General features: G+C 69.0%; 16 protein-coding genes. 9 read left to right on the top strand and 7 right to left on the bottom strand.

Annotation, left to right across the window (positions count from 1 at the left end):
- The first annotated feature begins 176 nt into the window (after positions 1-176).
- From XAN126_RS0100350 to XAN126_RS0100310, 9 genes are all read left to right on the top strand, one after another.
- On the top strand, positions 177-677 hold the full coding sequence (locus XAN126_RS0100350) for a Spy/CpxP family protein refolding chaperone (RefSeq protein WP_024276610.1): 501 nt from the start codon (positions 177-179) through the stop codon (positions 675-677).
- On the top strand, positions 677-988 hold the full coding sequence (locus XAN126_RS0100345; protein WP_024276609.1) for a hypothetical protein: 312 nt from the start codon (positions 677-679) through the stop codon (positions 986-988). The genes XAN126_RS0100350 and XAN126_RS0100345 overlap by 1 nt, the downstream gene beginning before the upstream one ends.
- 110 nt (positions 989-1,098) lie before the next feature.
- Positions 1,099-1,353 (top strand): hypothetical protein, encoded by a 255-nt coding sequence (locus XAN126_RS0100340; RefSeq protein ID WP_024276608.1) that lies wholly within the window; start codon positions 1,099-1,101, stop codon positions 1,351-1,353.
- Positions 1,354-1,483: 130 nt separating this feature from the next.
- Complete coding sequence (locus XAN126_RS0100335) at positions 1,484-2,827, top strand: DUF3422 domain-containing protein (RefSeq protein WP_024276607.1); 1,344 nt, start codon at positions 1,484-1,486, stop codon at positions 2,825-2,827.
- A 36-nt stretch (positions 2,828-2,863) separates the two neighbouring features.
- The gene (locus XAN126_RS0100330) at positions 2,864-3,694 is read left to right on the top strand and encodes an alpha/beta hydrolase (RefSeq protein WP_024276606.1); all 831 of its coding nucleotides are present in this window, start codon (positions 2,864-2,866) and stop codon (positions 3,692-3,694) included.
- Between the two features lie 31 nt (positions 3,695-3,725).
- Positions 3,726-4,364 (top strand): MBL fold metallo-hydrolase, encoded by a 639-nt coding sequence (locus tag XAN126_RS0100325; RefSeq protein ID WP_029876519.1) that lies wholly within the window; start codon positions 3,726-3,728, stop codon positions 4,362-4,364.
- A gap of 33 nt (positions 4,365-4,397) precedes the next feature.
- Positions 4,398-5,105, top strand: a complete 708-nt coding sequence (locus tag XAN126_RS0100320) for a DUF1045 domain-containing protein (RefSeq protein WP_024276604.1) — start codon at positions 4,398-4,400, stop codon at positions 5,103-5,105.
- The gene (locus tag XAN126_RS0100315; protein WP_024276603.1) at positions 5,102-5,716 is read left to right on the top strand and encodes a chloramphenicol acetyltransferase; all 615 of its coding nucleotides are present in this window, start codon (positions 5,102-5,104) and stop codon (positions 5,714-5,716) included. Before XAN126_RS0100320 ends, XAN126_RS0100315 begins: the two co-directional genes overlap by 4 nt.
- A 145-nt stretch (positions 5,717-5,861) precedes the next feature.
- Positions 5,862-6,848, top strand: a complete 987-nt coding sequence (locus tag XAN126_RS0100310) for a KpsF/GutQ family sugar-phosphate isomerase (protein ID WP_029556264.1) — start codon at positions 5,862-5,864, stop codon at positions 6,846-6,848.
- A 10-nt stretch (positions 6,849-6,858) separates the two neighbouring features.
- Here the strand turns inward: XAN126_RS0100310 and XAN126_RS0100305 are convergent, their stop codons facing one another.
- The 7 genes from XAN126_RS0100305 to xoxF5 form a co-directional block, all read right to left on the bottom strand.
- Complete coding sequence (locus XAN126_RS0100305) at positions 6,859-7,653, bottom strand: N-acetylmuramoyl-L-alanine amidase (RefSeq protein WP_024276601.1); 795 nt, start codon at positions 7,651-7,653, stop codon at positions 6,859-6,861.
- A complete protein-coding gene (locus XAN126_RS0100300) occupies positions 7,653-8,357 on the bottom strand; it encodes a molecular chaperone DjiA (RefSeq protein WP_024276600.1) in 705 nt (234 codons plus the stop codon). Before XAN126_RS0100300 ends, XAN126_RS0100305 begins: the two co-directional genes overlap by 1 nt.
- A gap of 101 nt (positions 8,358-8,458) precedes the next feature.
- Complete coding sequence (locus XAN126_RS0100295; protein WP_024276599.1) at positions 8,459-9,307, bottom strand: quinoprotein dehydrogenase-associated SoxYZ-like carrier; 849 nt, start codon at positions 9,305-9,307, stop codon at positions 8,459-8,461.
- A gap of 87 nt (positions 9,308-9,394) precedes the next feature.
- Positions 9,395-9,931: a PQQ-dependent catabolism-associated CXXCW motif protein gene (locus tag XAN126_RS0100290; protein WP_024276598.1), complete on the bottom strand. Its 537-nt coding sequence runs from the start codon at positions 9,929-9,931 to the stop codon at positions 9,395-9,397.
- A gap of 74 nt (positions 9,932-10,005) precedes the next feature.
- Positions 10,006-10,899 (bottom strand): substrate-binding domain-containing protein, encoded by an 894-nt coding sequence (locus XAN126_RS0100285; protein WP_024276597.1) that lies wholly within the window; start codon positions 10,897-10,899, stop codon positions 10,006-10,008.
- On the bottom strand, positions 10,871-11,413 hold the full coding sequence (locus XAN126_RS0100280) for a c-type cytochrome, methanol metabolism-related (protein ID WP_024276596.1): 543 nt from the start codon (positions 11,411-11,413) through the stop codon (positions 10,871-10,873). Before XAN126_RS0100280 ends, XAN126_RS0100285 begins: the two co-directional genes overlap by 29 nt.
- Before the next feature lie 251 nt (positions 11,414-11,664).
- Positions 11,665-13,470 carry a lanthanide-dependent methanol dehydrogenase XoxF5 gene (gene xoxF5, locus XAN126_RS0100275; protein ID WP_024276595.1) on the bottom strand — a complete coding sequence of 602 codons (1,806 nt, stop codon included), beginning with the start codon at positions 13,468-13,470 and terminating at the stop codon, positions 11,665-11,667.
- Positions 13,471-13,809: the final 339 nt, after the last annotated feature.

The raw sequence follows: 13,809 nt of genomic DNA, 5'->3' as shown, positions 1-13,809 counted from the left end.
TACGTTATTCTTCGCCGGCTCCACGAAATATTTACCGGCATTCGTGGAGGAATGGTACCAAACTGCACCGCGCCGACGCCTCGCGAATCGGCGCAGCCCCGGATGCGCGCCGCTTCCGGCACGATCCCGGACAGACCGGCCGGCACTCCGCCGGACCGCACAGGGAGCAAAAGAACATGCGCTCTTTCCGTCAGTTCGCCCTCGCCTCGGCGACGGCCGTGGCCCTCGGCACGGTCTTCGCGGGCGGCATCGCGGCCGCCCAGCCGGCGCCCGCCGCTCCCACCGACGCCGCGCCCTACACGGCCGAAGACGCCGCGGCCGTGCTCGACGCCCGCCTCGCCGCGCTCAAGACCGTGCTGCGCCTGACCCCCGACCAGGAGAAGCTCTGGCCGCCGGTGGAAGCCTCCATCCGCGACGCGGTGAAGGGCGCCATCGAACGCCGCGAAAAGCGCCTCTCCGCCCCGCCGCCGGCCACCGTGCTGGACGTGCTCGCCAACGTCGCCACCGCCGAACAGGCCCGCGGCAAGGCGCTCGCCAACTTCGTCGAGGCGGCCAAGCCCTTCGTCACCTCGCTGACCCCGGCCCAGCGCAACCGCATCCCCACCTTCCTCGGGGTGCATGACAACGGCCAGCAGCCCAACACCTCCGAGCTGTGGATCTTCGAGGAGGAGGAGTGATGCGCGCGCTGACCCTTCTCGCCCTCGCCGCCCCGGCGCTCGGCGCGTTCGCCGCTCCGGCGGCCGCCTTCCCGCTGCTGCAGGCGCCTGAGGTCGCGACCGTCCAGACCGTGGCTGGCGGCTGCGGCGTCGGCTTCCATCGCGGCCCGTGGGGCGGCTGTCGCGGCAATGGCGCGGTGTATGTGGCCCCGCACGCGGTCGTCGTGGCGCCCCGTCCGGTCGTGGTCGCGCCCGGCCCCGTGGTGGTGGCGCCCGTGCGTCACTGCTGGTGGCGGGCCGGACCCTACGGCTCGGTCCGCGTCTGCAACTGAAGCGCGGCTGAAGCGTTTCCCCAGGGCGGCGGCTGGACCGCCGCCCTGTCTATTGCGTCGTAAAACGGCGGCGGGCACGCCGCTTCGCTCTCGGCAACAGGAGAGACATCATGCGCAAACAGATCCTGATCGCCGTCGCCGCGGCGGGCTTTCTCGGGCTCGGCACCGGGGTCGCCGCCGCCTTCCCGGCGCCCCAGCCGCTCGATCGGCTCGCGACGGTCCAGACGGTCGCCGGCGGCTGCGGCATCGGCTGGCACCGCGGCCCCTGGGGCGGCTGTCGTCCGAACTACTGGCGGCCGTATTGGGGGCCGCGCTATTGCTGGTGGCGTCCCGGCCCGTGGGGCCCCGTGCGCGTCTGCCGCTGAGGCGGACCTGCTCCTCACCTTGGTGCAAGTGCACCTCTTCCGGCCCGGTGCGACCACAGGGCGGCCGCCGAACGCTTGATCGGACGGCGCCGCCGTGCAAGCACGGAAAAAACGGCAGGGGAGCGCCATCATGACCAAAGGCGAGGCGGATCTCGTCATCGGCGAAGGGCGGGCGCTCGGCGCCCACCCCTTGCGCGCGGCCATCCTGAGGGAATTGCACGCGCGCCCCTTCGTGCCGGTCTCGGCACCGCGCCGCATGCTCCATGCCGCCTTCCTGCTGGATGCGGCGGGCGCTCAGTCCGACCGCGCCGCGCTCGCGGCGCTGTGCAACGCCCGCGGGCTGCCGGCCCCGGCGCCGGGGGCGAAATATCACCACGTCTCCTTCGGCGGTGCCGAGCTGCGCTGGGAAAGCCACGCGGAATTCTGCACCTACACCTGGGACCTGCCCTCCCTTGACCTTGCGGAGGGGGGCCTGCCGTTCCAGCCGCCGGCGACCACCCTCGCCAGCCCCTTCGGCGAAGTGCCGCAGCCCGGTCCGCTGCTGGTGGCGGTGGATCTGCACCTCCTGCGGGACACCGCCGAGGACTTCTTCCTCGAAAAGGTGTTCGACCGCTCCAGCCTCGCCCGCGCGGACGTGAGCGACGGCTTCGCCGAGATCGCCACCGACTTCATGGCCGATCCCTCCGGCTTCGTGCGCATCCTGGTGCGCGACCGCGGCCTCGGCGCCGATGCTTGCGGCGCGCTGGTGCAGCGGGTGCTGGAGATCGAGACCTACCGCACCCTCGCCCTTCTCGGCCTGCCGGAGGCCCAGCGCCTCGCCCCCCAGGTGGCGCGCATCGAGCAGCGGCTCGCCGGCTCGGCCACCGAGATGATGTCGGCCAAGGGCCTTTCCGACAACAACCGCCTGCTGGACGAACTGGTGGCGCTCGCCGCCGAGCTTGAGGCGGGCGCCACCGCCTCCCTATTCCGGTTCGGCGCCAGCCGCGCCTACATGGAGATCGTGCGGCTGCGCCTCGCCACCATCCGCGAGATGTCGGTGCCGGGCTTTCCCACCTGGCAGCAGTTCCTCGACCGCCGCATGGCGCCGGCCATGCGCACCTGCTTCACGCTGGAGGAGCGGCAGGACAAGATCGCCCAGAAGCTCGCCAACGCCGCCGACCTGCTGCGCACCCGCGTGGACGTGGAGCTGGAGCAGCAGAACCGCGACCTGCTCACCTCCATGAACGACCGCACCCGCCTGCAGCTGCGCCTGCAGCGGACGGTCGAGGGCCTGTCCGTCGCGGCGATTTCCTATTATGTCGTCAGCCTCGTGCACCACCTCGCCGATGGCATCCACGAGAGCGGCGTCGACGCCAGGATGCTCGGCATCCACATCGACGTGGGGCTGGTGACGGCGGCCGCCGTGCCGCTGGCGCTCTTGGGCGTGTGGTCCGTGGTGCGACGCATCCGCAGCGCCCACGGCGACGGGGATTGAACGACGGGGATCCAAAAGAGTTTAGGGGGAGGGCTGATGGACCACGAGGTCGAATACAACAACCGTGCCCGCGTGCCGGACCATCCCGCCATCTTCGAGCGCTGGGCGCACAGCTCGGCCGCCATGCGCGGGGCAGCGGTGGCGGCCGACCTCGGCGTACCCTACGGCTCAGGCCCGCGGCAGATCCTCGACATCATCTGGCCGGGTACCGACCGGCAGGCGCCGGTGGTGCTGTTCCTCCACGGCGGCTACTTCCAGTCTCTACACCCGCGCGATTTCACCTTCGCCGCGGCCGGGTGCCTCGCCCATGGCGTCGCCATGGCGTTCGCCGGCTATGACCTCGCGCCGCTGGTGCCGGTGGGCACCATCCTTGCGCAGGCGCGGGCGGCGGCCATCACCCTCTACCGCCTCGTCGGGCGGCCGCTGGTGGTGTGCGGCCATTCCGCCGGCGGCCACCTTGCCGCGGCGCTGGCCGCCACCTCCTGGCGGGAGATCGATGTGGATACGCCGGACAATCTCATCCCGTCCGGTCTCGGCATCTCCGGCGTCTATGAGCTTGAGCCGCTGATCCCCACCTCCATGAACAAGGCGCTGCGCCTCGACGCGGAGGAGGCCCGGCGCCTCTCCCCGGCCTCCTGGCCGGTGCCGGCGGGACGCAGCTTCGACGCCTTCGTCGGCGGCGCGGAGAGCGCGGAATTCCTGCGGCAGGCCCATGACCTCGCCGCGAGCTGGCGCGCCAAGGGCGTGGCCGCGCAGGCCTTCGACGTGCCGGGCGCGAACCACTTCACGGTGGTGGATACGCTCGCTGATCCCTCCTCGCACATGGTGCGCCGGCTGGTGGAGATGGCCCGCGCCATCTCCCAGTGACCGAAACACGACACGCCAGAACGGACCTTTCATGCAGCCCATCCAGATTGCCGTCGTGCCCGTCACGCCGTTCGAGCAGAACTGCTCCATCCTGTGGTGCACCAAGACCATGAAGGGCGCAGTGATCGACCCCGGTGGCGATCTCGACCGCATCCGCGCCGCCATCGCCGAGACCGGCGTGACCATCGAGAAGATCCTGCTCACCCACGGGCACGTGGATCACGCCGCCGGAGCGGCGGAACTGGCGGAGAGCCTGGGCGTGAAGGTGGAAGGCCCGGGCGCGGCGGACCAGTTCATCATCGACGACATCCCCCGCATGGCCGAGAAATACGGCATCGAGGGCGCCCGTTCGGTGACGCCGGACCTCTATCTGAACGAAGGCGACACGGTGAGCGTGGGCGACGTCTCGCTGGAGGTGCTGCACGTGCCGGGGCATACGCCGGGGCACCTGGTGTTCGTCCACCGCCCGGTGGGCCTCGCCATCGTCGGCGATACGCTGTTCCGCGGTTCGGTGGGGCGCACGGACTTCCCCTATGGCGATCCCGATCTGCTCATCAAGGGCATCAAGGAAAAGCTGCTGCCGCTCGGCGACAACATGGTCTGCCTGCCCGGTCATGGTCCTGTCACGAGCATCGGCGACGAGAAGGCGCACAATCCCTTCCTGCGCTGACCATCCCAGCACCCACTCTTCAGGAGACCGCCCGTGACTGCCGCCCGGCGCTACGCCGTCTACCTCGCCCCGCCCTCCGATGGCACCCTCTGGCGCTTCGGCTCGGCGGTGCTCGGCTATGACGCGGAGACGGGTGCCGCGCTGGCTGCTCCCGACATCGCCGGCTTCGACGCGGCGGCCTGGCATCAGGCGACCGCCGAGCCCCGCCGCTACGGCTTCCACGGCACGCTGAAGGCGCCGTTCCGGCTCGCGGACGGCGCGGCCGAGGACGATATGGCGCAGCTCATGGCCCGCTGCGCCGCCGGCCACCATGCCTTCGAGATGCCGCCGCTGGAGGTCCGCGCCATCGGGCCGTTCGTGGCGCTGGTGCCAGCTGTTCCATCGCCCAAGCTCGAAGACCTCGCCCGCTCGGCGGTGCTGGAGCTGGATGGCCTGCGCGCCCCGCTCTCGGCCTCGGAGATCGCGCGGCGCAAGCCCGACCGGCTCTCGGCCCGCCAGCTCGGCTATCTGGAAGCCTATGGCTACCCTTACGTGCTCGACGAATTCCGCTTCCACATGACGCTGACCGGTCCGCTGCCGGAGCCGGAGCGGGTTCAGGCGCTGAACGCGCTCACCGCCGCCTTCGCCGCCAGCGGCGCGGACGTGCCGGCGACGATCACGGACATGGCGCTCTACGGGCAGGAGCCCGGGGCGCCGCAGTTCCGGCTCCTGCGGCGGTTTCCGCTGGGAGCCACCCAATGAAGCAGCTCGGTGAGACACCGCTCATCGATCCCACGGCGCAGGTCCGCGCCTCCACCCTCGGCCGCTACACCGAGGTCGGTCCGCGCACCAAGCTGCTCGAAGTGGAGATGGGCGATTACTCCTACGTAGTGAACGATTCCGACATCGCCTATGCGCGCATCGGCAAGTTCTGCTCCATCGCCGCCATGACCCGCCTCAATCCCGGCAACCACCCGACCTGGCGGGCCTCCCAGTCCCATTTCCTCTATCGCGCCTCCGCCTATTTCCCCGGCGAGGAAGACGAGGTGGATTTCTTCCAGTGGCGGCGCGACCAGCAGCTGACCATGGGCCATGACGTGTGGATCGGCCACGGTGCGGTGGTGCTGGCCGGTCGCAGCATCGGCACCGGGGCCGTGGTGGCGGCGGGCGCGGTGGTGTCGAAGGACGTGCCCGCTTATGCCATCGTCGCCGGCGTGCCGGCGCGCCTTGTGAAGTGGCGGTTTCCCGAGGAGATCGCCGCGCGCCTCGAGGCGCTCGGCTGGTGGGACTGGACCCACGCGCAGCTCCGCGCCGCCTTGCCGGATTTCCGCAGCCTCCCCATCCAGGCCTTCCTCGAGAAATACGAGGGCTGAAGGCCTCGCCTTTGGCCAACCCGATACCGCCGTCGCCCCGCCGCTCCCCTTCGGCGCGGAAGGGTGCTAATCATCGCCGATGATGCGTTCTCCGGTGAACAAGACTCCCGCCGACGGCGATCCCGAGGGTCCCGGCGGTTCCGACATGCCGCCCGTCCCCCATATCCATCCCGCGTCCGTGGTCTCGGCGCTGGCGACCCTCGATGCCGAAAAGGCCGGGCTCGAGGCCCTGGCCAAGGCCATGGCCGGCCCGCTCGGCGCCGCCTTCGACGTGGCGGTGGCGACCATCCAGAATTCCCACGGCCGGGTCATCATCACCGGCATGGGCAAGAGCGGGCACGTGGCGCGCAAGATCGCCGCGACGCTCGCCTCCACCGGCACGCCGGCCCACTATGTCCATCCCGCCGAGGCAAGCCACGGCGACCTCGGCATGATCACCACCGACGACGTGATCGTCGCTTTGTCGTGGTCCGGCGAGACGGTGGAGCTGCGCGATCTCGTGGAATATTCGCGCCGCTTCGACGTGCCGCTCATCGCCTTCACCTCCAATCCCACCAGCGCCCTCGCCTCCTCGGCCAGCGTGGTGCTGAACCTGCCGGTGGCGCAGGAGGCCTGCCCGCACGGGCTCGCCCCCACCACCTCCACACTCATGCAGCTGGCGCTGGGCGATGCGCTGGCGGTGGCGCTATTGCAGAGCCGCGGCTTCACCGCGCTGGATTTCCGCCAGCTCCATCCCGGCGGCAAGCTGGGCGCCAGCCTGAAGTTCGTGCGCGACGTGATGCGCGCGGGCGAGGCCCTGCCGCTCGTGCAGAGCGGCACCAAGATGGGCGCGGCGCTGGTGGAAATGAGCGCCAAGGGTCTCGGCTGCGTCGGCGTGGTTGCTCAGGACGGAGCGCTCGCCGGCATCGTCACCGATGGTGACCTGCGCCGCCACATGGCCAACGACCTCGCAGCCCGCACGGTGGACGAGATCATGACCCCGGCCCCCCGCACGGTGCGGCCGGACCAGCTCGCCTCCGAGGCGCTGAACATCCTGAATGCGCGCAAGATCACCGCGCTGCTGGTGGTGGAGGACAGGGCGCCGGTGGGCGTGCTGCATATCCACGATCTGTTGCTCACCGGCATCGCCTGAGGCTAACCCCTCAGGCCGCCGGGATCGCTTTATCCGGCCGGGTGGCGATCAGGTTGCGAAGGGTGAGCAGGGTCGAGGCATCGGCCACCCCATCCACCTGCGAGGGGCGGAAATGGCGCTGGAAGGCGGCCACCACCTCGGCTGTCGCGGCGTCATACGCGTCATCGAAAGCGATGCCGTAGCCGTACCACGCCAGCATGGCCTTCAGTGCCGCCACCGGCTCCCCCGCATCACCCGGCATGAAGAAGCGCCCCCCGGTGAGCGGTGCCTCCGGCACCAGATGGCCGACGCCCGCCGCGTGGAGGACGCCCCACGGAAAACGCTCGCCAGGATCGCGCTTGCGCGCCGGGGCGACGTCCGAATGGGCGAGCACCCGGTCGGCGCGGATGGCGTGGCGGGCGATGATGTCCCGCGACAGGGCGATCACCCGCGCGATCTGCGCATCCGGGAAGGGCGGCAGGCCGAAATCGTGACCGCCATTGACGATCTCGATGCCGATGGAGCGGGAATTGGTATCGGTGATGCCTTCCCACGAGGACAGTCCCGCGTGCCAGGCCCGCGCGCCTTCCGCCACCATCTGCACGATGCTGCCGTCCTCCCGGATGACATAATGGCAGGAGACTTCGGCCGCCGGCGTGCGCAGCAATTCGATGGCAGCGTCGGCGCTTCCCATGCCGGTGTAGTGCAGGACCAGCATGTCCACGGCAGTCTTGCGCACGCCGAAGTTCGGCGAGGGCACGAGCGTGTCCACCAGCGCCGAATCGGAGGCGACAAGTTCGGGAGCGGAAAGGGCGGGCGCGTCCATCACAGGCCCCTCTGTCGGGCAATGGTGGAATAGGAGGCATTGAGCGCCGCGACCCGGTCGTTGGCGAGCTTGATGGCGGCGGGCGGCAGGCCACGGCCGGCGAGCCGGTCGGGATGGTGGGTCGAGACCAGCGCGCGCCAGTGCGCCTTCACCTCGTCGTCGCTGGCGCCGGGGTCGAGATCGAGCACGGCATAGGGATCGCCCGGGCGCCGCACATGCCGCGCCTCGATGCGCTCATAGGCCAGTCCCTCGAAGCCGAGGATGCGGGCGACCTCGGCGAGGAAGACGAGCTCCTTCTCGTGCAGGGCATGGTCCGCCTTCGCCACGTGAAAGAGGGCGTCCATGAGGTCTTCCCGCGTGTCCGGCGCGTCGGCGAACAGGTCCGCGACCTGATGGGCGTAGGCCTCGAAGCCGGCGGTATCCTGCTTGGCGAGATTGTAGAGGCGCGCCACCGCGTCGAGATCCTCGGGCGGGATGTCGAACACCTCGCGGAACGCCTCCACCTCGGCCGGCACCACCACGCCGTCGGCCTTGGCCATCTTGGCGGACAGCGCAATGAGGGCGATGGAGAAGGCGGCGGGCTTGGGCGCGGGGGCGAGCAGAACGCGGTCGATCACATGGCCCGCCAATGCCCCGAGCAGGGCGCCGAGCGGCCCCCCCAGCGCAAATCCCACACCCGCCCCGCCGATGAGACCGTAAGCCACCTGATCCTCCGCATCCGCTCCGGCGGAGCTAGAGCAGGGATGCGGCGCCGGCAAGGCGAGCGAGGGGTTCCTGCGCTGCGGGGTTCTTCAAACGTTGGGGCTCAGCTCCCGTTGCCCGGGAAGGTCCGGGCGAAGATCTTGCCCTCCGTGTCCTCGGCGCGGACCGAGACGGGGGCTGCGGAGGGGGTGAAGCTGAAGCGGAAGGTGGGATCCTCGCTGATGGAGATGCCGCCCTCCATGGCGAATATGAGCTTGGCGCCCTGCTTCACCTGAACCTCGCGCACGAACCAGGCCGGCGTGTAGCCGCGCGTCGTCTCGTCCATCTGCAGGCCGGAGAAATTGGGATGGCGGATCTGCACCTGCGCCTCCGCGCGGCCGGAATCGGCAAAGGAGCGGAATCGGATCTCGCCCAGCTTGGCGATGCTCTCCGCCGTGTCCTTGGTCGCCGGCGCGGAGCAGCCACCCGCTGCCTTCACATAGGCCTTCGTCATGAGAAGGGCGCCGTCACTGGTCTCGGCCACGGCGCGCACCCAGCTGTAGGAATTCACCCGCACCCGCACGGAGAGCGAGAAAGTGCGGATACCGTCGCCGAAGGCGAATCGGCCGGCCACAGGCGATGGATTCTCGTCGATGATGAGCGTCACCGCCTTCAGCGTGCGCGGATCGTCCTTGGGCAGTTCGAGCGCGAGGGTGAGGGGCACGAGGGCGGCATCCTCCGCCCGGCCCGGCGCGTCGATCCGCACCGCATTGCCGGCGTCGGTGATCTTGGCCGAAGGGAAGATGTCGCCGCGGATGGACGCCCATGTGGCTTCCGGCCTGTCCGGGTCGGCCGGCGCGGACTGGGCGGCGGAGGGGCTGGCGAACGCAATGGCCAGCGGCGTTGCCGAGAGCAGAGCTGCGAGCACGGCTCCCGTGGTGCCTGCGGAACAGCGCAGGGATAAGCGCTTCATGGCATTGCCTCCCAAGAGTCGGTCATGGCCGTGTCGGCCTTATTGTCCGCGCCGCGTCTGCCGGCGACGCACGGGTTGGGTTCTGCCCTAGGGGCGCGGCTGCGCCGCTTCCAGCGGAAGCCCGGCTTCGCCCCAGCCGTCCACGCCGGTGGGAAACCAGGATACGTCCGTGTAGCCATAGGCGAGGGCGCGCTTGGCGGCGTTCCACGACATCCAGCAATCACGCTGGCAGAAAATCACAAGCGGCGCATTCACATCGCCGCGGGTGACGGCGGAAAGGCCGGCGCGGAAATAGCTTTCGGTGTCCGCATTGAGCGCGCCGAAGCCCACATTGGGTAGCCACATGGCACCCGGAATGGTGGAATGGGGCTGGTCCCGCCACAGCGTTCCCGCCGGCAGGCCCGCCGGCTTGGGCGGGCGCGGCAGCACGTCCACGAAGGCGACTCCCCCCTTGCGCCACAGCTCGGCCGCCGCCGCCGGATCGAGCACGCGGGCGCCATGAAGTGTCGCCGGCACCGGCGAACGATAGGCGTCCAGCCGGTAGCCCTCGGGCTCGGCCGGTGGGGCCGTTGTCGCAGCAGAGGGCGCCGAAGGTGCCGCGAGGGGCTGAGCAAGGGCCGGCATGGCGAGCAGCCAGAGCCCGCCCAGCACAGCGATCGCAATGCGGCGGCTCCGGCCCGCTCCCTGCATCGTCCGGCTCACTGGCCCGGCGTCCCGGCGTGCGGCGCGATGGGCTGGCCGTCCTCGTCCAGGAGCGGGACGTGATAGGCGACGAGCACCTTCTCGATGTCGTCGGCGCGCTTGCGCAGCACGGTGTTCAGCGTCTGCTTCCAGATGTGGTCGGTGGGGCGGACACCCATGGTGATTCGGTAGGCCAGCGCCGGGCGCGGCGCCTCCTTCACCAGCGGGATCACCTTGAGCGGAGTCGCTGACCGCGCCGCGAAATAGCCGGCAGAGGGCCCCCAGAGCAGGCCGCCGTCGATCTCGCCGGCATTGAGGCTCGCGAGCATCTCCTCGGCCGGGGAGGCATAGCGCCGGTCCACGAGGAGCGAATAGGTGCGGGCATTGCCGATGAGCCCGAGTTCAAGAAGGTGGTCGGCCGGCGGGGTCGCGGCGATGACGCCGAGCTTCGCCGTCTTGAGCTTCGGATCGGACAACTGGGTCACGCCATCGAGCGGACCGCCGGCCTTCACCACCAGCACGAACACCGATTCGTAATAGGGGTTGGTGTGCAGGACGAGGTCGGCACCGGCCACATAGCCGATGATGACGTCGCACAGGCGACGGCCCAGCGAATTGCGCACGAAACCGGGGCCCTGCGGCATCAGGTAAGTGCGCAAGGGCAGCTTGAGCTCATCGGCGACGATGGCCGCGATCTTGTTCTCGAATCCCTCACCGGCGGCGTTCGAGAACGGCATGTTGGCGGGATCGGCGCACACCCGGAGGGCATCCGCCGAGACCTGGTCGGGAATCTGCTGCCCACCAGCCCCCGAGGGGCTGAGCAGCAGGATGGCGGCGAGGGCTGCCGTCGCGAGCGACGCCAGCAGGGGCGCGAACCGTTCCCTACTCGCCGAGGCAGGCCTTCTCGGCATCGGCAATCTCCTTCGACTTGTCGTCCCGCTTGGCGGGGCGGACGCGGCCCAGAGCGTCGGTGGAGCGTGCGCGCAGATAGACGTAGAGGTCGTCGAGATAGCACATCACGTTCTTGTTCAGGCCAAACGACGGCATCACCCGGTCGTTGCCGTTGCTCAGGTTCTGGCGGCCGCCGACGACCACTTCGCTGAACTGGTCGAAATTCATCGTCTTCAGCGAGTCGGCGAGGGCCGGGGCGTAGGTGGAGCCCATGCCGTCCGGGCCGTGGCAAACGTGGCACTCGGCGTGGTAGCGGCGGTAGCCGGAATAGGTCAGCCAGTCCACCTGGCCATCGGGCTTGATGTTGTAGGTGGGCGCGCCGTCGACGTCGTAATAGCGGCCGCCCTCCTCCTTCACCGGCTTTGGGTCCGCCGGCTTGGTGGTCTCGGCGCGCGAGGCGGTGCTGCCAAGGGCGAGCGAGAGCGCGGCGAGGAAGAAAGCGCCGGCGCGGGTCAGGGTGAGCGAGGAAACCACACGATCTCTCCAAAACGACTGACGAAGGGCGAAGACGGGCCCTGGGGGGCGAGGGCGCATCCGTCTTCGGTTTCGCACGGGGCCGTGCCGCGAAAATCCCGCATCGGCGGGCGCGAGCGCCGGGCGCAGGTGTCCGTTCCGGCTCGGGCCGGCGGGGCATTCCCTGCTGTGAAAAGGATCGGGCCGGCGGGGGTCTCCCCAAGCCGGCCCGAATGCGCATGCGGGATGCGCTTGGCCTTAACGCCGCCCGATCATTGCGGGATGGCGAAGACCGTCAGCTGACCGCCGAGGGCGGTGTAGTTGCTGAGGGCCGCATAGCCGCCCACCGCGCCGAGGCCGGCGTTCGGGTCATTGAGGCCCGCCGCGAGGCCGATGCCGGCCCAGCCGCCGACACCCGAGAGCACAGCCACGTACTGCTTGCCCTTGTGGGTGTAGGTCATGACGTTGCCGATGATGCCGGACGGGGTCTTGAACTTGTAGAGTTCCTTGCCCGTCTTGGCGTCGACCGCCTTCAGGTAACCCTCGAGGGTGCCGTAGAACACCACGCCGCCAGCGGTGGAGAGAGCGCCGGACCACACGGAGAACTGCTCCGGGTTGGACCACACGATCTTGCCCTGCTTGGCGTCCCACGCGATGAAGTTGCCCATGCCGCCATGGCTGCCGGGAGCCGGGAACATGGAGAGCGTGGCACCCACATAGGGCTGGCCGGGGGTGTAGCTGACGCGGAACGGCTCGTAGTCCATGCACACATGGTTGGTGGGCACGTAGAACAGGCCGGTGTCAGGCGAGTAGGACGCAGGCTGCTGGTCCTTGGTGCCGAGCGCCGCCGGGCAGATGCCGGTGGAGTTCACGTCTTCGCCGTTCTGCTCGGTGGAATACTTGGCCACGACCAGCGGGCGACCATAGGTCGGGCTGCTCTTGTCCATGTCCACCTTGGTCGCCCAGTTCACCGCCGGGTCGAACTTCTCGGCCACCAGCAGTTCGCCGGTCTTGCGGTCCAGCGTGTAGCCGAAGCCGTTGCGGTCGAAGTGCACCAGCGTCGGGCGGGTCTGTCCGCCGATCTGCTGGTCGGCGAGGATCATCTCGTTGATGCCGTCGAAGTCCCACTGGTCGTGGGGCGTCATCTGATAGACCCACTTGGCGACGCCGGTGTCGGCGTCACGGGCGAAGATGGTCATGGACCACTTGTTGTCGCCCGGGCGCTGCTTCGGGTTCCAGGTCGAGGGGTTGCCCGAGCCGTAATAGATCAGGTTGAGCTGCGGGTCGTACGAATACCAGCCCCAGGTGCAGCCGCCGCCGGTCTTCCACTGGTCGCCCTGCCAGGTGGCGAGGGACGAATCCTTGCCCACGGGCTTGCCGAGCGCAGTGGTCTTCTCGTCGAACAGGATCTGGCTGTCCGGGCCGACCGAATAGGCGCGCCACGCCTGTTTGCCGGTGTTGATGTCGTAGGCGGTGACGTGGCACTGCACGCCGAACTCGCCGCCGGAAATGCCCACGAGGACCTTGTCCTTCACCGGCATCACGGTGGCGGTGTTGGTCTCACCCTTCTTGGGATCGCCGTTCACCACCGACCAGGCCACCTTGCCGGTCTTGGCGTCGAGCGCCACGACCTTGGTGTCGGCCTGATGCAGGAACACCTTGCCGTCGGCATAGGCGAGGCCGCGGTTCACCGTGTCGCAGCACATCACCGGGATGACGTTGGGATCCTGCTTCGGCTCGTACTTCCAGAGAATCTTGCCGTCGTTGTTGAGGTCGAGGGCATAGACGATGTTCGGGAAGGGCGTGTGGACATACATGGTGTCGCCCACGACCAACGGAGAGCCCTCGTGGCCGCGCAGCACGCCCGTGGAGAAGGTCCAGGACACCTGGAGCTTGTTCACGTTGTCGGTCGTGATCTGCTTGAGCTTGGAATGGCGGGTGTTGGCGTAGTCGCCGGTCTGGAGAACCCACTGGTTTGGGTCCTGGGTAAGCTTGAGAACACTGTCATTCGCGCTGGCGGGCGCGCCGAAAAATACGGTTGCCGCCGCCGTGGCGGTCAAAACCAAAAGACGTCTCATCCGGGCTTCCTCCGATGGATGCGGGTCCGCCTCCACGCGCATGTGGAGCGGGAAACGCACTGAGCGTTTGTTTTCGCCTTGGGGGACTCCATCTACTTCGGCAGCGTGTCACGACCGGCGTGATGCCCTGAAGCCTTGCGGTGACAAGTGCGTCCCGCAGGCCTGCGAACCAACCCCGCGTTCCCCGCACGGAGCTGTTGAAGCCGAAGCTGTGAGGAACGTAAGCAATGTTTTCGCCCAAGGCAATACGCCAAATGTCCGGTTGACGAGGCGATTTATACTGCAGGCGCGAAGTTGCCTTACGTAATATTGCATCGCAGCAATATTCGCGTTCAGCAG

The organism is Xanthobacter sp. 126 (assembly GCF_000526175.1).
GTDB classification, from domain to species: Bacteria; Pseudomonadota; Alphaproteobacteria; order Rhizobiales; family Xanthobacteraceae; genus Xanthobacter; species Xanthobacter aminoxidans.
The sequence above is the reverse complement of the archived record's forward strand: the minus strand, read 5'-3'. Positions and strand labels throughout refer to the sequence as shown.

Excerpts from the sequence above, each read along its gene's own strand:
- XAN126_RS0100350 (WP_024276610.1), top strand. The coding sequence starts at position 177 with ATGCGCTCTTTCCGTCAGTTCGCCCTCGCCTCGGCGACGGCCGTGGCC.
- XAN126_RS0100285 (WP_024276597.1), bottom strand. The coding sequence starts at position 10,899 with ATGCCGAGAAGGCCTGCCTCGGCGAGTAGGGAACGGTTCGCGCCCCTG.
- XAN126_RS0100340 (WP_024276608.1), top strand. The coding sequence starts at position 1,099 with ATGCGCAAACAGATCCTGATCGCCGTCGCCGCGGCGGGCTTTCTCGGG.
- XAN126_RS0100315 (WP_024276603.1), top strand. The coding sequence starts at position 5,102 with ATGAAGCAGCTCGGTGAGACACCGCTCATCGATCCCACGGCGCAGGTC.
- XAN126_RS0100295 (WP_024276599.1), bottom strand. The coding sequence starts at position 9,307 with ATGAAGCGCTTATCCCTGCGCTGTTCCGCAGGCACCACGGGAGCCGTG.
- XAN126_RS0100305 (WP_024276601.1), bottom strand. The coding sequence starts at position 7,653 with ATGGACGCGCCCGCCCTTTCCGCTCCCGAACTTGTCGCCTCCGATTCG.
- xoxF5 (WP_024276595.1), bottom strand. The coding sequence starts at position 13,470 with ATGAGACGTCTTTTGGTTTTGACCGCCACGGCGGCGGCAACCGTATTT.
- XAN126_RS0100290 (WP_024276598.1), bottom strand. The coding sequence starts at position 9,931 with ATGCCGGCCCTTGCTCAGCCCCTCGCGGCACCTTCGGCGCCCTCTGCT.
- XAN126_RS0100310 (WP_029556264.1), top strand. The coding sequence starts at position 5,862 with ATGCCGCCCGTCCCCCATATCCATCCCGCGTCCGTGGTCTCGGCGCTG.
- XAN126_RS0100345 (WP_024276609.1), top strand. The coding sequence starts at position 677 with ATGCGCGCGCTGACCCTTCTCGCCCTCGCCGCCCCGGCGCTCGGCGCG.
- XAN126_RS0100330 (WP_024276606.1), top strand. The coding sequence starts at position 2,864 with ATGGACCACGAGGTCGAATACAACAACCGTGCCCGCGTGCCGGACCAT.
- XAN126_RS0100335 (WP_024276607.1), top strand. The coding sequence starts at position 1,484 with ATGACCAAAGGCGAGGCGGATCTCGTCATCGGCGAAGGGCGGGCGCTC.
- XAN126_RS0100325 (WP_029876519.1), top strand. The coding sequence starts at position 3,726 with ATGCAGCCCATCCAGATTGCCGTCGTGCCCGTCACGCCGTTCGAGCAG.